General features: G+C 43.0%; 16 protein-coding genes and 1 tRNA gene. 5 read left to right on the top strand and 12 right to left on the bottom strand.

The window, feature by feature from the left end:
- Positions 1–170 precede the first annotated feature (170 nt).
- Entirely contained in the window at positions 171–1889 is a 1719-nt protein-coding gene (locus JMW39_RS09955; protein WP_201546335.1) for a proline--tRNA ligase, read from the top strand.
- Between the two features lie 77 nt (positions 1890–1966).
- On the opposite strand, the gene JMW39_RS09950 is transcribed toward JMW39_RS09955, so the two are convergent.
- The 5 genes from JMW39_RS09950 to JMW39_RS09930 form a co-directional block, all read right to left on the bottom strand.
- A complete protein-coding gene (locus JMW39_RS09950) occupies positions 1967–2368 on the bottom strand; it encodes a lysozyme inhibitor LprI family protein (RefSeq protein ID WP_201546334.1) in 402 nt (133 codons plus the stop codon).
- 106 nt (positions 2369–2474) lie between these two features.
- Entirely contained in the window at positions 2475–3332 is an 858-nt protein-coding gene (gene queF, locus JMW39_RS09945; RefSeq protein ID WP_201546333.1) for an NADPH-dependent 7-cyano-7-deazaguanine reductase QueF, read from the bottom strand.
- 75 nt (positions 3333–3407) lie between these two features.
- Positions 3408–4181, bottom strand: coding sequence for an ABC transporter permease (locus JMW39_RS09940; RefSeq protein WP_201546394.1), 774 nt, complete (start codon positions 4179–4181; stop codon positions 3408–3410).
- A 44-nt stretch (positions 4182–4225) separates the two neighbouring features.
- Positions 4226–5188 carry an ABC transporter ATP-binding protein gene (locus JMW39_RS09935; protein WP_201546332.1) on the bottom strand — a complete coding sequence of 321 codons (963 nt, stop codon included), beginning with the start codon at positions 5186–5188 and terminating at the stop codon, positions 4226–4228.
- A 389-nt stretch (positions 5189–5577) separates the two neighbouring features.
- A complete protein-coding gene (locus JMW39_RS09930) occupies positions 5578–6252 on the bottom strand; it encodes a c-type cytochrome (protein WP_201546331.1) in 675 nt (224 codons plus the stop codon).
- A 360-nt stretch (positions 6253–6612) separates the two neighbouring features.
- Here JMW39_RS09930 and JMW39_RS09925 point away from each other — a divergent pair.
- A tRNA-Arg gene (locus JMW39_RS09925) sits at positions 6613–6689 on the top strand.
- Positions 6690–6852: 163 nt separating this feature from the next.
- On the opposite strand, the gene JMW39_RS09920 is transcribed toward JMW39_RS09925, so the two are convergent.
- Positions 6853–7218 (bottom strand): hypothetical protein, encoded by a 366-nt coding sequence (locus JMW39_RS09920; RefSeq protein ID WP_201546330.1) that lies wholly within the window; start codon positions 7216–7218, stop codon positions 6853–6855.
- 35 nt (positions 7219–7253) lie between these two features.
- On the opposite strand from JMW39_RS09920, the gene JMW39_RS09915 reads away from it, so the two are divergent.
- Positions 7254–8054, top strand: a complete 801-nt coding sequence (locus JMW39_RS09915) for an SIR2 family NAD-dependent protein deacylase (RefSeq protein WP_201546329.1) — start codon at positions 7254–7256, stop codon at positions 8052–8054.
- A 112-nt stretch (positions 8055–8166) separates the two neighbouring features.
- Here the strand turns inward: JMW39_RS09915 and JMW39_RS09910 are convergent, their stop codons facing one another.
- From JMW39_RS09910 to JMW39_RS09895, 4 genes are all read right to left on the bottom strand, one after another.
- Positions 8167–9165: an adenosine deaminase gene (locus tag JMW39_RS09910; protein ID WP_201546328.1), complete on the bottom strand. Its 999-nt coding sequence runs from the start codon at positions 9163–9165 to the stop codon at positions 8167–8169.
- Between the two features lie 279 nt (positions 9166–9444).
- Positions 9445–9969: a TPM domain-containing protein gene (locus JMW39_RS09905; protein WP_201546327.1), complete on the bottom strand. Its 525-nt coding sequence runs from the start codon at positions 9967–9969 to the stop codon at positions 9445–9447.
- Between the two features lie 77 nt (positions 9970–10046).
- Positions 10047–11231, bottom strand: a complete 1185-nt coding sequence (locus JMW39_RS09900; RefSeq protein ID WP_201546326.1) for a TPM domain-containing protein — start codon at positions 11229–11231, stop codon at positions 10047–10049.
- Between the two features lie 138 nt (positions 11232–11369).
- The gene (locus JMW39_RS09895; RefSeq protein WP_201546325.1) at positions 11370–12002 is read right to left on the bottom strand and encodes a LemA family protein; all 633 of its coding nucleotides are present in this window, start codon (positions 12000–12002) and stop codon (positions 11370–11372) included.
- Positions 12003–12941: 939 nt separating this feature from the next.
- Between JMW39_RS09895 and JMW39_RS09890 the strand changes: the two genes are divergently transcribed.
- The gene (locus JMW39_RS09890) at positions 12942–14492 is read left to right on the top strand and encodes an alanine/glycine:cation symporter family protein (protein WP_201546324.1); all 1551 of its coding nucleotides are present in this window, start codon (positions 12942–12944) and stop codon (positions 14490–14492) included.
- A gap of 231 nt (positions 14493–14723) precedes the next feature.
- On the opposite strand, the gene JMW39_RS09885 is transcribed toward JMW39_RS09890, so the two are convergent.
- Positions 14724–15332: a fasciclin domain-containing protein gene (locus JMW39_RS09885; protein ID WP_201546323.1), complete on the bottom strand. Its 609-nt coding sequence runs from the start codon at positions 15330–15332 to the stop codon at positions 14724–14726.
- Positions 15333–15717: 385 nt separating this feature from the next.
- On the bottom strand, positions 15718–16272 hold the full coding sequence (locus JMW39_RS09880; protein ID WP_201546322.1) for a fasciclin domain-containing protein: 555 nt from the start codon (positions 16270–16272) through the stop codon (positions 15718–15720).
- A gap of 694 nt (positions 16273–16966) precedes the next feature.
- Between JMW39_RS09880 and metH the strand changes: the two genes are divergently transcribed.
- The gene (gene metH, locus JMW39_RS09875) at positions 16967–20800 is read left to right on the top strand and encodes a methionine synthase (RefSeq protein WP_201546321.1); all 3834 of its coding nucleotides are present in this window, start codon (positions 16967–16969) and stop codon (positions 20798–20800) included.
- Positions 20801–20848: the final 48 nt, after the last annotated feature.

The following is a 20848-nucleotide window of genomic DNA, read 5'->3' as shown; positions in this document are numbered from 1 at the left end:
TATAAACGCACTTTCTACTAAACTACTGCTTGTTGCAGTACTTTTTAGCTAGGCAGGTCCTAGACTATTACCAAGTGATAAAAGGTAAGCTTGCGTCGGCCATCAAAGCACACGCTCAATATCCTCCTATTTCTTATTTATTTTATCGTTGATAAGGTTATGCTTTATTTATGAAAGCCAGTCAATTTTTATTTGCCACGCTAAAAGAAACTCCCAGCGACGCTGATATCGCCTCAAGCCAACTAATGGTAAGAGCAGGTCTTATTCGTAAAATCGCCTCTGGACTATATATCTGGTTGCCGATGGGTTTGCGCGTGTTGCAAAAAGTCGAACGCATCGTTCGCGAAGAGATGCAAAACGTCGGTGCTCAAGAAGTGCTGATGCCAATGACCCAGCCTGCCGAGCTTTGGCAGATGACCGGTCGTTTTAATGATTATGGTCCTGAGTTATTACGCTTCAAAGACCGTCATGACCGCGATTTTGTCTTGGGTCCGACGCACGAAGAAGTCATCACTAACCTTGCTCAAGGTGAGCTGCGCAGTTATAAGCAGTTGCCGATTACCTTTTTCCAAATCCAAAATAAGTTCCGTGATGAGATTCGTCCACGTTTTGGTGTGATGCGTGCGCGTGAATTCACTATGAAAGACGCCTACTCATTCCATGTTGATCAAGCCTCATTGGCTAAGACTTATCATGACATGTATGACGCTTATACGCGCATCTTTACCCGTCTGGGTTTAGATTTCCGTGCCGTGCAAGCGGATACGGGTTCTATCGGTGGTTTTGCTTCGCATGAGTTCCATGTGTTGGCAGACAGCGGCGAAGATGATATCGCATTTTCTGATTCTTCTGATTATGCGGCCAACGTTGAGCTTGCTGAATCAGTAAGCATCGCTGAGCGTCAGCCGCCGAAGATGGAGCGCGAAGACGTCTTAACGGAAGACATGACTACCTGTAAAATCGTTGCTGAGCATTTAGGCGTACCACTAGACACCACGGTGAAAACCTTAATCGTTCATGGTCATACTGAAGACGATGAGCCGCAGTTAATCGCTATCGTCTTACGTGGTGATCATCAGCTTAATACTATCAAAGCTGAAAAAATCGAAGAAGCCAATGTGCCGCTCACGATGGCCTCTGATGAAGAGCTTAAAGCCGCTGGTCTTCATAAAGGCTATATTGGCGTTAATTTGGATATGCCAGTATTCGTTGATCGTTCAGCCGCAACCTTGTCAGATTTTGTCACGGGCGCCAATGAAGTCAATAAACATACTGTTGGTATGAACTGGGCGCGTGATGCGAGCATTACTCGCGTCGTTGATGTGCGCAATGTACAGGAAGGTGACCCATCTCCTGATGGTAAAGGCAGCCTAAAAATCAAACGCGGTATCGAAGTGGGTCATATCTTCCAGTTGGGTGATAAGTACTCACAAGCGATGAATGCGACTGTATCTGGTGAAGATGGCAAGCCTGTCACCCTAATGATGGGTTGCTACGGTATTGGTGTTAGCCGCATTATTGCTGCTGCTATAGAGCAAAATAATGATGAAAACGGCATCATGTGGCCAAAAACGCCAACCGTTGATGATTCAATTGCGCCGTTTGAAGTGGCTATCATTCCGATGAAGTCAAAAGAAGAAACCGTCATGCAGACGGCGACCGCGCTGTATGAAGAGCTAAAAGCCCAAGGCATCAATGTACTACTTGATGACCGTAACGAGCGTCCAGGCGTTAAGTTTGCCGATCTTGAATTGATTGGTATTCCTCATCGTATCGTGGTTTCAGACCGTAACTTGGCTGAAGATAAATACGAATACGTCAATCGCCGCGAAACGGAAAAGCAAATGCTTAGCCGCAAAGAAGTCATGGCAAAAGTAAGCGGCAAATAGTTTTTCAAAAAAAACTATGCCATAAAAAGCGCCTATCTTAGTGAATAAGATAGGCGCTTTTTTATCGCTAAAATAAACTACTTAATATTATATTTCTTAGCAACGGCTTTACTGCGTTTCTGTGTCTCATTAGCGGTACAAACATTAGCGCTAATCTGAGCGTATACCACAGAATTATTCATTGGACCGTCATACTCAAAGTCGCACTTCTGATTGCGGGTCTTTAACCATACGCGCTGTTCTTTATCCAAGCGCTGTTGCTGTGTCGTATTCAAAGTACGATAAGCACTCTGATAAATTTTATTAAGACGGTTTTTTTCGACTATAATTGCATTGTTACCACAATCATAAGCCTTTTCCATATACGCATTTTCACAGTTATATTGATTTTCAACAAATGCAGCCTGTACTAACTGCAAGGTAGGAAGAGACAAAATAGCAGTCCCTAGAGCGGTTAAAAAGCCAGTTTTTAACTTCATAGCTGCATCTCAATATTAATGAAATAAGGTTTATTGAGTATAGAAAAGAACGCTCATCTATTAAAGCTAAAAATCTTAATTATTCAACATAATAGTGAACATTCATTTACTGCCGAATCAAGCGACTTGGTTTAGGTAGCAAGGTTATATCACTGACACGGCAAGGATTGATATCGATACCACCGCGGCGCGTATACCAAGCTCTAACCATCAGCTCACTTGGCTGATAATATTGACTTAAATCAGCAAATATCTGCTCAACGCATTGCTCATGAAAGCCATTATGCTGACGGAAACTTAAGATATAACGTAGCATGCTCGCTTCATCGACTTCCTTGTTACTGGTAATAGAAACCGCCAACGTGCCCCAATCTGGCTGATTGGTCACCGGACAATTACTGCGTAGCAGGTTAGAATAAAAGCTAAAAATTTTGCCAACTTCTTTTTCAGAACCTACAGAATCACTTACTAATAATGACGCATCAGGGTGTTCCGTTAGCGCTACTCTCTCGCTACTATTTGCAAGTGCCTCATCAATACAGACACCATTAGGCTGTGCAATGAGCAGCATTGGCGTGTCAGTCTCTAAGCTGAATAACTGAACCTCTACTGCTGCTTGTACGCACGCCGATAAGTCTTTAGTAATCAGCGTTTGCACATCAGACCAGTCGGCAAATTCAGTAAAGTTGATGCTATTTAAATAAAGCTTAAGCGATTTTGACTCGACGATAAATGGCGAGCTTGCCGGAATACCAAAGCGCGCAATAGCCACTTGCGAAATACCTTGCGTATTTAACCAAGACATCTCGAATGCCTGCCACCAATCAACACCAACTTCTAGCTTGTCGTCTTGCCAGCCAATGGCATCGCGCCCCATACTACGGGCAATTGGATATAACGTTTCTGGACTATACTCAGTTGGATAATCGGTGGTTTGTTCGCCCAAAATACCGTGAATACTCATTGGCACTTCCTAATATTAAACATTAAAACATTTTAAGTAACCGCTCAATTACTATAATAATTGAAGCTATCAGCACTACAAGCGAATACGTGAACCATCACTTAATAGGCGATAAGAGATAACATAAAACACCACGCAAAATACAAAAATCGCTACCATCGCATACCACACATTGACATCCGAATAGCCCAAAATACCGTAACGGAAGGCGTTGACCATATAGACGATAGGATTGAGCAAGGAGACGTTATACCAAAATGAAGATAAGTTCTCCATCGAATAAAATACCCCACCAAGAAAGGTTAGCGGTGTCAGTACGAAACTTGGAATAATAGTGATGTCATCGAATGAGCGTGCATAAGCGGCGTTAATAAAACCGCCAAGTGAGAACAGAATAGACGTTCCCAATACCGTAAATATCGTGACAAATAAATGCTCGATACCCAGCTTAGTAAAGAATAGGGCAACGATAGAAACAATAAGGGCAATAATCAGACCGCGGAAAATACCACCGCCGATGTAACCCATTAATATGGCGTGTTTAGAGACTGGAGACACTAATAGCTCTTCAATACTGGCGGTAAATTTAGCACTAAAAAAGCTCGATACCACGTTAGAGTAGCTATTGGTAATCACCGCCATCATGATGAGACCCGGCACGATAAACTGCATGTACGGCACACCGCCCATGTCCCCCACTCGCGAGCCAATCATCTTACCAAAGATGATAAAATATAAAGCCATGGTAATGACCGGTGGCAATAAGGTTTGTGGCCAGATACGCAGAATGCGACGAATCTCTTTTACCAAGATAGTTTGAAAAGCAATCCACTTTTTGGCGCTAGACATCGTCTTATTAGGATCGATAGTAATTTCATGAGTGACGTCCTGTTTCATAATCCTGCCTCCTTCATACTGTCCTCATTCTGAATATTTTTATCCACTAGGCGCATAAATAACTCTTCTAGGCGGTTAGACTTATTGCGCATGCTCGCAACCTTAATATCAAGTTTGGTCAGTTGCTCAAAAACACAATTGAGCGTCTCTCCTTCACTCAACGTCACTTCGACCGTCAGCTCATCGGGCTGGGTAATCTTTGTTACCTTATCAATGAGTAAAGGCTGGGTAAGCGGTTTAGTCAAATCCAACACAAAAGTCTCAACCGACAGCTGCGCCAGTAAATCTTTCATCTCAGTATTAATCCGAATCTCACCATGATCTAAAATAGCAATGCGCTTACAGAGCTGCTCCGCTTCTTCTAGATAATGCGTAGTCAGAATAATCGTGGTTTTTTCTTCGATATTAATTTGCTGCATGAATTCCCACATCGAGCGCCGCAGTTCAATATCTACGCCAGCAGTAGGCTCATCAAGAATTAATAATTTGGGCTTATGAATCAGCGCACGCGCAATCATCAGGCGGCGCTTCATACCACCTGATAGCTCACGCGATTTACTATCACGCTTATCCCAAAGACCCAATGCTTTTAGTAAGCGCTCAGCACGTGGCTTTGACTCTTTGGCAGGTATACCAAAGTAACCCGCCTGCGTTATCAGAATATCTTCTACTTTTTCAAACTGATTAAAATTGAACTCTTGCGGCACCACACCTAAGTATTGCTTGGCAACTGAAGGATTGGCTAATAGGTCAACACCAAAAATGTTTACACTACCGCTGGTTGGCCTAAATAACGAACTAATAATCCCAATCATCGTCGATTTACCAGCACCGTTTGGCCCTAGTAACGCAAAAAATCCACCTTGTGGCACCGTTAAACTGACATCTTTTAATGCCGAAAACCCGTTATCATAAGTTTTGGATAAGTTCTGGATAGATAGCGCTGGTACTTCAGACATGAATACCTCTTTATTAGTAATTTATCTATAAAAGAATATAAAAATTGAGTTGAGCAAATTAATTTTTCTCATCATTGCTCTCGTGTCTTGATGTGAGGCTAGTGCCGGCAAATTTCAACGCTAGTATGGCATAACGACTACATAACCATAATATTAACGATATTAATAATATCAATCATCAGCCATAAAAAAACGCCTACCTCATTAAATGAAATAGGCGCTTTATAAGCTGACTATATATAAACGCTATTTAAAACATTTATATTTGAAAACAAGCTAAAGAATATTACGTTGAGTTTAAACTGCTGAAAAGAATAATGATATGAAAACAGAACAAGAGACGATAACTATTTTATCGTCTCTTGTTCTGCTATATATTAATTGGCTAATTAGCTCGCTTCACCAACCATATAATCAACTGCGCTTTGTACTTCTTCGTCAGGGATATCCGCGCCGCCCTTAGCAGGCATGGCATTGAAGCCGTTAATAGCATGGGTATACAAAGTCTCTTTACCTTTTGCGATACGAGGTCCCCAAGCACCAGCATCACCTAACATAGGCGATCCAAGTAAGCCTGACGCGTGACAAGTTTGACATACAGCACTATAAACGGCTTTACCATCACGAGGACCATCGCCCGCTGCTGGACCAGCAGAACGTGCGGTCACGTCACAGACTTCATCGTCTTCAAAGCATACTTTAGCGACAGGCTGGATACGGGCAATCAAGTTAGGATACAAAGCAATCAGCTTTTGTACTTGCGGCGTATCCTCTGGAATTGGCTCTTCAGCAGCAGGTGCTGCAGCGGCCATTGCTTCAGCTGGCGCATCTGTAGCGGTTGCGTCTGCTTGCGCAGTTTCATCAGTAGCTGTAGCGCTATCTGTGGTATCTGCAGCCGCTTGGGTATCGTCACCCAGCTTTTGCGGTGCATTTTCGACAACGTCTTGCCCTTCTGCGACGTCAGATACGGTTACAGGCGTGTCTACAACACTTTCGGCTTGGCTCACAGCGATACTAGCGATTCCTAGAATGGCAGCTGCCGATAACATAACTACTTTTCTCATTCGTCACGTTCTCTTATTGCGTATACAAGGGCCAACACGGCTTAGACATTCTGTCTGTCCTCCTTTGATAACCAAACAGTTATCAATAGCAAACAGCCATCCTGCATGCAGGCGCGCTTGTAATCGGTGATTATAAATATGCATTCTCCCTGACATTATAAGGGAAAAGACAGGTAGATTGCCATGCCTGTTTACCGACTATGGTGTTTTTTCTTAAAAAACCTCAATAGCGGCCTTCATTCATTGGCTTTATGGCTTTTATTTGTTAGACTAAGCGGTCTTAATTTTACACGCCTTGTAGTTCTAACTGCGACTGATTATATTCAGTGTTAATTGGTTTGGCGGTAGTCGATAAATTATGCGCTCGTAGCTCAGTTGGATAGAGTATCGGTCTCCGAAGCCGAGGGTCGTGGGTTCGATTCCCGCCGAGCGCACCAATCACCATAATCAGTACTCTTTTACGTTTTTCTAGTCCTACTCATCATCTCTATAACACTTTAACAGCAACGCTTGGCGTTCTTAATTGCTGCCTATAACCGTGCGCTAACATCTATGGAATGTTGTACATAGAGTTGTTAAATTTACTCAATTTATCTAACCCTATTCTGCATCTTGTAAATTTGCCGTTAATTGGGCGCGGCTAGGTACACGGTGGTAATTAATCACGGGTACGTCACCCAAACGGCGCTGACCGGCGGCAATCTTTTTATCAATCGTAATCATAGCAATTTTTTTATCTTGCTTACTGATAAGCAAATGATTGGTTTTACGGTTGACACGATAGTCAGGAAAATACTGCTGCACCAGAGCTGAGGTTTTTTGCAGCGCATCATTTATCGGTGTTTTCGTGCGTTGTGACTTTAGACTGTGCTTATCAGTAGCTTTAGGTGCGCGCGCTTTTGCTAAAAACCATAGTCCAACAACCACCGCGAGCAATATGACAAGCCACCACATTCCATCTATCATAGAAGTCTATATCCATTGTTAATAAGGGTTAGGTCATGTTAGCAGAATTATCAGCAGCGTTAATAGCAGAAGTCGAACGTGCTGCCAAACTACTTGGCACAAAACAGCGTATTTGTATTTTAACAGGCGCAGGGATTTCGGCAGAAAGCGGTATTCCCACTTTTAGAGATAAACAAACCGGCCTATGGGAAAATTATGGTGCTGAAGACTTGGCAACGCCTGAAGCTTTTGCACGTGGCCCAAAGCTGGTTTGGGGATGGTATCAATGGCGCAGACAAGTGGTTGCTGATAAAAAACCAAACCCTGCTCATGAAGCCTTAGCGCAGTGGCAGTACCATAGTCAATCAACTGGCCAGCATGTAACGCTTATTACCCAAAATGTCGATGATTTGCATGAACAAGCTGGCAGTACGGCAACCCATCTGCATGGACATCTATGGCGTAATCGTTGTAGCCAATGCGATGCGCCCTATCAAAATCAATCTAGAGGCTCATATAGCAGCGCTGACACTATGGATTATAGTGACGCACTGATTAGCTGCTCGCATTGTGATGGTTATATCAGACCGGATATCGTGTGGTTTGGCGAAGCGTTACCTGTGCAAGCATGGCAGACGGCAGAACAAGCAGCGGCTCATTGTGATGTCTTTATCAGTATTGGCACATCAAGTCTCGTCTATCCTGCTGCTGGGCTGGCGCAATTAGCAAAGGATAATGGTGCCAAAATTATCGAGATAAACCCAAATCCGACACCCAATACTATCGTTGATATTACCTTAGCGGAAAAAGCAGGAATAATCATGCCGCTACTAATCCAAAAAATCACTGCGCTATAATCGTTTCCTCCTAAAAATAATAGTAGCTAGCAAAAAAAAGGCTTAACGATTTATAACCGTTAAGCCTTTATAATTAAAAATGTATGTAATCAGCGCTTTATTCAGTCAGTGCTTATTGCAGCGCCAGATCAACTCTTGCTAAGTACGCTTCTTTTAATTCATCATCTATAAATGAAGATCTAAAAGAGTTTTTTACCAAAGTAATGATATCGTTTTCCGTTAGCGGCAGATTCTCAACTAAATTGATAAAGTTTTGATTGATATAGCCTTTGAAATAAGCAGGATCGTCGGAGTTGACACTGACATTAAGACCATAATCTAGCAGCGCTTTGATATTATGCGCTTGATAGCTGTCAAAAACTTTGAGTTCGATATTAGAGTTCGGGCAAACCGTCAGCGGCATTTGCTCCTTTCTTAGACGTTGCATCAATGCGGCACTTTTTATCGATTGCACGCCGTGATCGATTCGATTGATATCCAACAAATCTAACGCTTCATAAATATACGAAAAATCTGCTTCTTCGCCAGCATGAGCGACCAGCTTAAAGCCTGCTTCTTTAGCCTTTTTAAAGACCTCTTTAAACTTGGCAGGAGGGTTACCCAACTCCGAAGAATCCAGACCAACCCCGATAATGTCGTCTTTAAACGCTAGCGCTTGCTCTAAAGTCGCAAACGCCTCTTCTTGCGATAAATGGCGCAAAAAACACATGATAATACAAGAAGTAATGCCATATTGTGCTTTAGCATCAGCGAGCGCTTCTTTGATACCCGTAATAACCGTTTCAAAAGGCACGCCTCTTGCGGTATGCGTTTGCGGATCAAAAAATATTTCTGTATGAATGACATTGTCTTGCACACACTTCAGAATGTATTCCCACGTCAAATCGTAGAAATCGTCTTTGGTCATCAGGACATTGGCGCCCGCATAGTAGATATCTAAAAAAGTTTGCAGATTGGTAAAATTATAGGCGCGGCGTACGTCTTCGATATCATTATAAGGGATGGCGATATTATTCTTTTTTGCCAATCTAAACATCAGTTCTGGCTCTAATGAGCCTTCAATATGCAAATGTAGCTCTGCTTTTGGCAGTTTCTTTATTAATTCAATCATAGTGTTCCAGTGAGGGCATTTATTAAGCGCTTCATTTGTCGGCACGCTCTATTTTTAGAGGCAGTATTATATTTCAATAAATCATGAAACCCTATAGACAAACACCAAACTCTTTCCTTTATGCTAGTTACAAATACACTTTCATAAAGATTATTAGGGCGTGTCCTCAATTCAATCGATGGACATCTAAATGGGCTAAAAATGAGGACACGCCCTGGATAAAAACCATTCAAAATATAAATATCAGAACACTATTTTAAAATCACAACTTTAAAGCCGCTATTTTAAAAATACCACGGTATCAGACAGCTCATTACCGGCGGGATCATGTTCAAGATGATAGTACTGACGCAATAACTGACCTACCTCGTCCAGTAGCTCTAATAAACTCTCTTCCGTTTTTTGATTGGCGATACCTGAGACTGCTTTTTCACACATAGCGCTCCACACGGTTGGACTCACGTGCGTGCTGATACCACGATCAGCGACTATTTCTAGCTTATGCTCGCAGATATTGACGTAAATCAAAACGCCAGTATTTTCTTCAGTATCCCAAACGCGATATTCACTAAACAAATCAATTGCCCGATCGCGACAGTCATAATGATAGGCATCTTGGATAGGTAAGTGATTTTCTATAATTAAAAACACCTCGCCGCGATGCCCGCGCTCAGCGAGCGTCACCTGCTCTGTCAACCGAGCTTTAGCCGCGGGCGTTAGCCATTTGCTATGTAGCATAGGGACAAACAGTACTTGACGCCACCAACGAGCAAAACTTGCCTGCGACGAATTGCTTTTTACCATTATATTATTTCCTCAAGTACGCCATTGCTGGCAGTCATCTAATGTCTGAACCTGACTTTCCCTTATCAAAACCGCCTTTACCAAGAACCGCCCGCGCCGCCGCCGCCAAAGCCGCCGCCACCTCCACCGAAGCCGCCGCCACCAAAACCACCGCCGCCGAAGCCGCCACTACCACCGCCCATACCTGGTAAGAACACCATACCACCACCGCCGCCGCGTCCTCCACGCCCGCCACCTGAGCCGCGCGAAATTAAAAACAGCCATAAAAATATCGCCATAATTAAAGTCATAAAGAAACCGCCGCCCAAGGCCAGCGAGCCTACAAAGAAGCCGCCAGCGGTCAAAATAGAGCCAAATATACGCCCAAAGATACTGGTAATAAAGCTGCCAAATATCATCGCCATCACGAATAAAAACACTGGTGATGGACTGTCACCAATGTCATTTTGGCTTTGACTACGTTCGGCTGCTTGCGCATCGGCACGCGCTAAAACTTCAGGATCAGCGGTCAAACGTGTTTGCAGAGCGCCAACGCCCGCCAATATCCCAGCGCCGTAATTATTTTGCTTAAATAGCGGCGTAATATCTTCACGAATAATGCGGTTAACCGCAGAATCGGGCAACACCCCTTCTAACCCATAACCCGTTAAAATATACATATCGCGATCATTAACGGCGACCACCATTAGCAAACCATCGTCGATATCTTTATTACCTAGCTGCCATTTTTCTGCAACCTTTAGCGCATAATCAAAGATTGGTACGCCATTGGTCGTCGGTACAATAACAACTGCGGCTTGCGCCAAGCCTTGCTGATAGATACTTCTTAGCTGCGCTTCTAAACGTTGTTTTTCTTGCGGGTTTAAGATATTGGCTTGGTCAATAACGGGTGAATTTAATATGAGTTTATCGGCATCGACACTTTGGGCGCTTGATTGTACCGGTGGTCGATTAGAGTTTGGCGAGGTAGTCGTATTATTATTAGAATTAGTAGCATTGGGATTAATAGCATCATTGCCAAGGATAGCTTCATTAATCGCTTCGTTACCTAAGACGGCATCGTTAATGGCTTCGTTAGACTCGGCAGCTTTTGCAATAGCCACCAAATCCTCGACACTACGACTTTGCATATCTGAGGCGCTATCGCTAGCAACCGCAATATTATTATTAACATCGGCATTGGGAGCAGCATGCAACACAGAGCTACTACTAATGCCTAATGTGAATAATAATGCGGATAAGAGTGCTTTTGAATGATTCATCTAATCTATACCACCTCAAATAACATCTGGACTAAATTAATGGCTGCAAAACCAAGCTAACGGCAAAGCGACGGATATGAAAGCGTTCAATAGAAAAACTCACTATAAACACTCATTTTTATCCGCCACGATTTTACTTTACTGAGCTGTCTTCGTATTGTCATCACCAAAGTTTACGCTTGGTGCAGTCGAGATTTCTTTCTCATTGGCAACGCTAAAGTTTGGCTTTGGCGACATACCAAATACTTTGGCGGTAATATTGGTTGGGAACTGGCGCACTGTGGTGTTATAGCCTTGAACTTCTTGGATATAACGGTTACGCGCGACGGCGATACGGTTTTCCGTACCTTCAAGCTGAGCTTGTAAGTCTTGGAACAACGCATCTGACTTTAGGTCAGGATAACGCTCAGACACTGCCATAAGGCGTGATAACGCGCCAGTCATCTGGTCTTGGGCGGCAGCGTAACGCTCCATCGCTTCTGGGTCATTGAGCAGCTCTGGGGTGATGGTGATGCCGCCAGCTTGTGAGCGCGCGGCAGCAACTTGGGTAAAGACCTCTTGTTCTTGCTTAGCATATTGCTGTACGACTTTGACTAAGTTTGGTACTAAGTCCGAGCGGCGCTGATATTGGTTGACAACTTCTGACCACGAAGCGGTGACCTGCTCATCTTGCGCCTGTAGATTATTATAACCACAGCCGCTCAAACCAACGGTAGAAGTAGCTAATACGGCTGATAGCAACATAGGTTTTACAAAAGATTTACGCGTCATCGTTGACTCTCCTAAAATGATAAATAACAAATAAGACGTTTTTTTAATGGCTTTTTTAATCCGACACATTTATATAAACTTATATTTTGTACGCTACAAATGTGTCGCTTACTATACATTGTGCTAATAATGGCGCTATCAGGTTACTTTTACAATTCATCGTTACCAAAACACAACCGCAAAGCGCGGATTTTAGGAAAGTCATTAGCGCATTTTTAAAGATTTATTGATGGATAAATCTTGACGAAGTCTGAACAATCCATCAAAAAACCGGTAAAACATTGGGTTAGATACGAGAGTCTATCGGTCTTTATCATAATTTAAAAGCGACCGAGCACTGAGTTATGAACGTCCTGATAAAGAAAATTCTAGTAATTAGCTAAAAAATATGGCAAATTGCAGTTACGTAGCTGTACGGTTTGAATACATTTGGTAGTGGACTTATAACCTTTTTGATACTAGCAAGTCTTCAATGCCTTATTAAAAAGGCCTGATAGACGCATGCAGGTTGCTTTATTACCCTACTACTATGCAAGTGTAGTCAGCTGATATGACTCATAAAAAGTTAAGTACCATCCTCTCAATGACTGAGGTGATGGCTATTTATATGAACTATAACCGCCTGTTTTATCCGCTGGTCTATTTATAACTGCTCTGCCTTATAATCAATATGTCGCTTATGACATTTATTATGATGTATAGATAAGCGGTTGCCTACGATTAATAAGGCTAATAATACAAGCGGATAAAAACAGACAACCACAGTCCATTCTTGGTGGCTAAGCACGTATGAAACTTAAACAAGACGAAAGATTAACGACTATGTTTAAGTGCATGCAGATTATTTGAGGGGTTTGCTTTAATAAGGATATTAAATAGCAAACTTACTTTTAGCATCATCATATATAGCCACTTTGAGACAGTACTAGGAATATACATATGGAAGGTTTAGTCAATTTAGTAAACGGAATTATCTGGAGCCCAGCACTGATTTATTTATGCTTGGGTGCAGGTTTATTTTATTCCATCATGACGCGCTTTGTACAAGTACGTTTATTTGGTGAGATGATCAGCTTATTGTTTAAAGGTAAGTCGAGTGCACAGGGTATTTCATCATTTCAGGCACTTGCCGTATCCTTAGCAGGTCGTGTGGGCATGGGGAATATCGCAGGGGTAGCCGCAGCTATCGGCTTCGGTGGTCCTGGTGCCGTATTTTGGATGTGGATTGTGGCGTTTTTAGGCGCATCTACTGCTTATGTCGAATCAACCCTGGCGCAGATTTATAAAGAGAAAGACGTCATCACTGGCGAATATCGCGGTGGTCCTGCCTATTACTTTGAACGTGCGCTTGGTCAAAAATGGTACGGTATACTTTTCGCAATCGCTTCTATTTTATCATGTGGTATGTTCTTACCTGGTGTACAGGCGAATGGCGTTATTAGTGCTTTTGCCCAAGTCATGGGTGAAGGAACTATCATGAATGTGGCAGGATTAGAAGTCGGCTCTATGCGTTTGGTCGGTCTCGCTATCATTTTGGTCATCTTAGGTATCATCATCTTCGGTGGTATCAAACGTATTGCAACCTTTACTGAGTACGCCGTTCCATTTATGGCAATCGGTTATATTTTGTTAGCTTTAATTATCATGTTCAGTAACTTCAGTTTGATCCCAGATGTATTTGGTTTGATCATCGGTGATGCCTTTACTGCGCAAGCTGGTTTTGGTGCCGCCATTGGTTGGGGTGTAAAACGTGGTATTTACTCTAACGAAGCTGGTCAAGGTACAGGTCCTCACGCTGCTGCTGCTGCTGAAGTTGAGCATCCATCACAGCAAGGTTTGGTACAAGCATTCTCAGTTTACGTTGATACGTTACTGGTTTGTTCTGCTACCGCATTTATGATTTTGTCTACTGGCATGTATAACATTCAAGGTACTTTACCAGATGGTCAGTTCATTCTACAAAATGTAGCTGCTGCTACTGAAATTAACTCACCAGCCTTTACCCAAATGGCAATGCAATCGGTATACGGTACTTTTGGTAATATCTTTATCGCAATCGCTGTGTTCTTCTTTGCTTTTACCACCATCTTGGCTTACTACTATATAGCTGAAGTTAACGTTACTTATCTAACACGCTTTATCGGTCGCGGTGCTCATAAAACAGGTCTTTTCTTAGCTAAAGTCTTAATCATGGTGATGGTTGCCTACGGTGGTCTTAACTCAGCAGGCTATGTTTGGGCTATTGGTGATATCGGTGTTGGTCTTATGGCTTGGCTCAATATCGTTGGTATTTTGGTCATCTTCTTCGTGGCGCGTCCAACGCTTACCATGCTTAGAGATTACGAAGCACAACGTAAAGCTGGCGTGAAACACTATACTTTTGATCCAGCAAAATTTGGTATCAAAAACGCCACGTATTGGGAAGAGCGTCATCTAAAACAACAACAAAGAATGGCAGCACAAGATCCACTACATAAAGAGCGTCTATAACCTACTCGACTGTAGTGTTATCTAAGCAGCATTAATAACATTGATATTATTGCATTGATAACATCGATAAAAACAAAAAGCCCGAGGCTAGAGTCTCGGGCTTTTTTATGGGCGTAAATGACTCATAAAGATAGCGATATATTTTGCGATAAGTTAGTAGTCACAAAAAAGCCTAGCTCAGTGGCTAGGCTTTTTATATTGTTAACTGTCAATATTTTTGATGATTAAGCCTTATTTAGGCAATAAGACCGTATCGATTACATGGACCACACCATTGGTTGCCATCATATCAGTTCCAGTGATGTTTGCTGTATTACCGCTTGCGTCAGTAATAACATTGGCATCGCTAATCATGATGGTTTGACCATTGACCGTTTCAATAGCGGTGTTATAAGGAATGTCAGCGGCTTTCACTACCATAGGAACAACATGGTATGGGAGGACGCTTTTTAGCAAATCAGTATTAGCCAATAATTCTTCTTTGGTAACGTTCAATTTAGTCAATACAGCAGCAAACGCTTCGTCGGTAGGTGCAAAGACAGTATATGTGCCTGCGTCCATCATCATACCGTCAAGACCAGCCGCTTTCAACGCAGCAGTTAGTATTGATAAATCCGGGTTTGCAGCAGCCATTTCAGCAATACTTTGGGTCGCTGCAGCTTCAGGCATAGGTGCTGCATCAGCTTCTGCGACTGCTTCAGGAGCAACTTCTGGCTCTACGACCACATCAGTGGTTGCTGCTGGCTCAACTGGCTCAGTAACAGCTTCTTTATCGTTACAGGCTGCTAACGACATAGCAGCGGTAACAACGGCGATAGATAACAAATTCTTTTTTAACATAGGGCATTCCTTTGAGGTAACTGGTTTATGGATGGAGCTGTTTAGGTTTAAAGCTTTATGAAAGGACAGTCTTGGTAAACGAGTAACACATTAATTACTATGGTTCAACGCCTATCATCTTAGCTGATTATTTTTTACTTAGTGCTTACTTAGGTAGCAACACTGTATCGATCACGTATAGCACACCGGCGCTAGCTTAAAAAATCATTAGTTTACAGACCAGTCTTGGCTTATAGGCTATTAATGGCTTATATACTATATGACCTTGAATACTACCTAAGTGAGTAAGGTATAAAATGCTTTATAACAGTTATGCTATTTATTCTTGTGCTGTTTATTTATTCAACAGCTTTAAGTAAAAGCACCTTATTTAGGCAATAGTCCTTTATTTAGGCAACAGCACTCTATCAATCACATGTACCACGCCATTACTCGCTGCAATATCTGTTTTTAGAATCTTGGTTGTACGACCATTTTCATCCAGTAATCTGCCTTGTGGCGTGATCACTAGCGTGTCATTACTAAGCATGGTGTAATTACCAGGTCTGACGTGTTTTTGATAAACAGGCGTATTACCTTTTAGCACATGATAAGTCAGGATTTTGGTCAATAATGGCTTATTAGCAAACAGCTCAGCTTTGCTCATGCCCGTTTCTTGCAATACCTGTACAAAGGCTGCGTTGGTTGGCGCAAGTACGGTATAGCTGGCACTGGTATCAGATAACGCGCCTGCCAAATCAGCGGCGACCACTGCTTCAACCAATAGAGAAAAATCAGGGTTGCTCTGGGCAATTTGTACTACGTTCATACTGGCCATAGGTTGGCTTTGCATTGGCGCTTTTGTGACCGGAATTTTGGTTGGCATCATATTATTACAAGCGCTAAGACCTACAATTGAAAGTGCTAAGGTACCAAGAGTGGCGATTTTGATCAGTTTCATAACATTGTCCTTAATGATTAAATGACTACAATTTATTGATTTTTTATCACGGCCTTACGGTCAGATTGTCTTTCCTTAGAACCCTTGCTTATACCGTTCTCCATTTCTAATTGTTAATCACTCACAAATAAAAATCATTAACAGTTACTAATAAGCATTGCTTATGAAACGTCAATCCTTCTGAATTTAAATTAACATATAGCAAGACATTATAAATTTACGTTTACGCTACTTTTTGTAGCGTACGTGTAAACTAAAGTGGTTTAATAAACCATTAGCGCCAGTAGTGGCTTTTAACAATGCAAATCAAAGCTTTAGGTAATAATCAGTTGAAATGATATTCATTTGTACCAAGTCGCGTTATGCAATAGAATTTGAGGTGATAACGAGGCTTTTAATGCAACACTAACTTAGTGCAACGATGATCGGTCATGGCAATAAATTGCTAAAATTTTTCAATGCTATGCCGTCAGTTATATTGCCAAAGCAGAATAAGCACAATCCCGCGGGTAATAGCTGTTTCGTGCTAGAATAATCCAGATTTGATGATGAATTTTTAAGCCAACTTTTTATGAATCGTCTTGTTTTACATGCCCTATTCTATGAGTAAGCTAACTTACCAAGCTAACCCTAAAAATCTTGAACGACTTTACCTCTTTCCTTTTATTATCTTCACTCTATAAGCAGCGCTCCTATGACTCAAAACACCACCACATCACAGACCTGTTCTCATGCTCATAGTCATACCAATGTAGCTAGTGCCAATATAACCAATGCAGCAAACACGGCTAGTGACTTTATTTTGACGCCGCCTGAGGTGTTTCCTTATAAAGCGCAGCAACTCACCGCGCGCGCTCGTATTACCGAGCAAATGGCGTCACGGATTATGATGTTAGATGGCGCGATGGGCACGCACATTCAGAATTATAAGTTGGAAGAGGCGGATTATCGCGGCGAGCGTTTTGCTGACATTGAACAAGATGTACGCGGTAATAATGATTTGCTGGTACTCACGCAGCCGCATATGATCAAAGAGATTCATATTGCCCATCTTGAAGCGGGTGCGGATATCATTGAGACCAATAGTTTTAACGGTACGCGGCTGTCGATGGCAGACTATGATATGCAGTACCTCGTGCCTGAGCTAAATAAAACGGCTGCTAAAATCGCACGTGAAGCTGCTGATGAATTTACCGCCAAGACCCCAGAAAAGCCCCGCTTTGTCGCAGGCGTCATAGGACCGACATCGCGTACTTGCTCATTATCTCCTGACGTCAATAACCCCGCTTTTCGTAATATTACCTTTGATGAGCTGGTGCTTAATTATCGTGAAGCGACGCTGGCATTAATAGAAGGCGGCGTTGATATCCTGTTAATCGAGACCATCTTTGATACGCTAAATGCCAAGGCAGCAATCTTTGCGGTAACGGGCGTTTTTGACGATATTGGTTTTGAATTACCGATTATGATTTCGGGTACGATTACCGATGCGTCAGGTCGAACCTTATCAGGTCAAACAGCTGAAGCCTTTTATAACTCGATTCGCCATGCCAAACCCCTATCCGTTGGCTTTAACTGTGCATTAGGTGCTGATGCGCTACGTCCGCATATCCAAACATTATCTAATATTGCCAATACTTATGTTTCCGCGCATCCAAATGCTGGTCTACCCAATGAGTTTGGCGAGTACGATGAATCTGCCAGAGAAACTACCGCACTGTTAGAAGGCTTTGCCAAAGCAGGTATCTTAAATATCGTTGGTGGTTGCTGTGGTACAACGCCTGAGCACATTCGCCAAATCGCTAATATGGTGGCCAATTATCCACCACGCGTGATTCCTGAGATCCCACCTGCCTGCCGCTTATCAGGACTTGAACCTTTTACCATTAATAAAGACAGTTTATTCGTGAACGTCGGTGAACGTACCAACGTGACGGGTTCAAAGAAATTCTTACGTTTAATCAAAACAGAAGCCTATACCGAAGCACTCGATGTCGCCCGTGACCAAGTCGAAGGGGGCGCGCAAATCGTCGATATCAACATGGATGAGGGCATGCTTGACTCCAAGCAAGCGATGATTCACTTCGTTAATTTGGTCTCGGGCGAGCCAGATATCAGCCGTGTGCCATTGATGCTAGACTCGTCAAAATGGGACATTATCGAAGAAGGACTTAAACGTACGCAAGGTAAATGTGTCGTCAACTCAATCTCATTAAAAGAAGGTCATGCCGAGTTCGTTGAGCGTGCCAAACTCTGTATGCGCTATGGTGCGGCTGTTATTGTCATGGCATTTGATGAAGATGGACAGGCGGATACCTTTGAGCGTAAAACTCAGATTTGCAAACGTAGCTATGATGTCTTGGTTAATGAAGTCGGCTTCCCTTCTGAAGATATCATTTTTGATCCAAACATCTTTGCGGTTGCGACCGGTATCACTGAGCATAATAACTACGGTGCGGACTTTATCAATGCCACCAAATGGATTACCGATAACTTGCCCAATGCCATGGTATCGGGCGGCGTTTCTAACGTGTCCTTTAGTTTCCGTGGTAACCCAATTCGTGAAGCCATCAACTCTGTATTCCTTTATCATGCGATTCAAAATGGCTTAACCATGGGTATTGTTAACCCTGCCATGCTTGAACTGTATGACGATATTCCAAAAGAAGCACGCGACGCCATCGAGGATGTGATGCTCAACCGCAACCAAGGCGAGAGTGGTCAAGATGCCACCGAACGCCTGATGACCATCGCTGAAAGCTATCAAGATGGTGGGAAGAAAAAAGACAGTACTGTCGATATGTCATGGCGCGAAGGCACGGTAGAAGAGCGGATTGCCCATGCTTTAGTGAAAGGTATTACCACCTTTATCGAAGCCGATACCAAAGAAGCGTGGGAGAAATATCCGCGTCCGTTAGAGGTTATCGAAGGACCGTTGATGGATGGTATGAATATTGTCGGCGACTTATTTGGTGCCGGTAAAATGTTCTTACCGCAAGTGGTGAAATCTGCGCGCGTCATGAAGCAATCGGTTGCTTGGTTAAACCCGTATATCGAAGCGGAAAAAGTCGAGGGCGAAAAGAAAGGTAAAATCCTCATGGCGACGGTCAAAGGTGACGTTCATGATATCGGTAAAAATATCGTCGGCGTGGTACTTGGCTGTAACGGCTACGACATCGTCGATCTGGGTGTCATGGTACCGTGTGAAAAAATCCTTGATACCGCAATCAAAGAGGAAGTCGATATCATCGGGCTATCAGGTCTGATTACCCCAAGCCTCGATGAGATGGTCTATGTCGCCAAGCAAATGCAAGAGCGCGGCATGACTTTGCCACTGATGATTGGCGGGGCAACGACCTCTAAAGCGCATACCGCGGTCAAAGTCGAGCCGCAGTATCAAAACAATGCTGTCATTTATGTAGCGGACGCTTCACGCTCAGTCGGTGTAGTCACTAAGCTGCTGTCTAAAGAGCACCGTCAAGGTCTTATCGATGAGACGCGCGAAGAATACATCAAGGTACGTGAACGCCTTGCTAAGCGTCAACCGAAAGCGGCAAAAATATCTTATGCTGAGTCGATAGAGCTTGGTTTTAAAGATGATTGGGACAACTATGTACCGCCAGTACCAAATAAACTTGGGCAGGTAATACTAGATGATTATCCCATCACTAACCTACTACCTTATATAGACTGGACACCGTTCTTTATCTCTTGGGGTCTGGCAGGTAAATATCCAAAAATCTTGCAAGATGACGTGGTTGGTGAAGCGGCACGTGATTTATTTGATAATGCGAATGAATTGATGCAAAAGATGATTTATGAGAAATTAATCGTTGCTAAAGGTGTCTTCAAACTCATGCCAGCTCGTCGTACTGGTGCCGATACCGTCACTGTCTATAACAAAGCTCCGACTGAGGACGGCACAGCAGAATATCAATTTGAGCATCTGCGCCAACAAAGCGATAAAGCCAGCGGCAAGCCAAACTTTAGCTTAGCGGACTTTATCTCGCCATCAGAGACACATACCGATTATTTGGGCGGTTTTACGGTTTCGATCGTTGGGACAGAAGCGCTCGCTGAACAATATAAAGCCGCTGGTGATGACTACAATGCCATTATGGTACAGGCATTATCTGACCGTCTAGCTGAAGCATTTGCTGAGCATTTGCATGAGCTGATTCGTAAAGAATATTGGGGCTATCAGGCTGAAGAGAGCTTAACCAATGATGAAATGATTAAAGAAAAATATGTCGGTATCCGTCCAGCGCCTGGCTACCCTGCTTGCCCTGAGCATACGGAAAAAGGCAAACTGTTCGAATGGATTGGTACAGGCGATGCTATCGGTACGATATTGACCGAAAGCTATGCGATGTGGCCTGCGTCTTCGGTCAGCGGCTTCTACTACTCGCATCCTAAAAGTGAGTACTTCAACGTCGGTAAAATAAGCACCGATCAGTTAGAAAGCTATGCGGAGCGTAAAGGCTGGGATATGAAAACGGCTGAGAAGTGGTTGAATCCGAATTTGTAGGTCAATACTAACTTCTTACGCTTTTTATAAGTAAAAGAAGTACGCAGA

It is taken from the genome of Psychrobacter immobilis (assembly GCF_904846175.1).
Taxonomy (GTDB): Bacteria; Pseudomonadota; Gammaproteobacteria; order Pseudomonadales; family Moraxellaceae; genus Psychrobacter; species Psychrobacter immobilis_E.
This window is presented reverse-complemented; position numbering and strand designations above follow the sequence as displayed.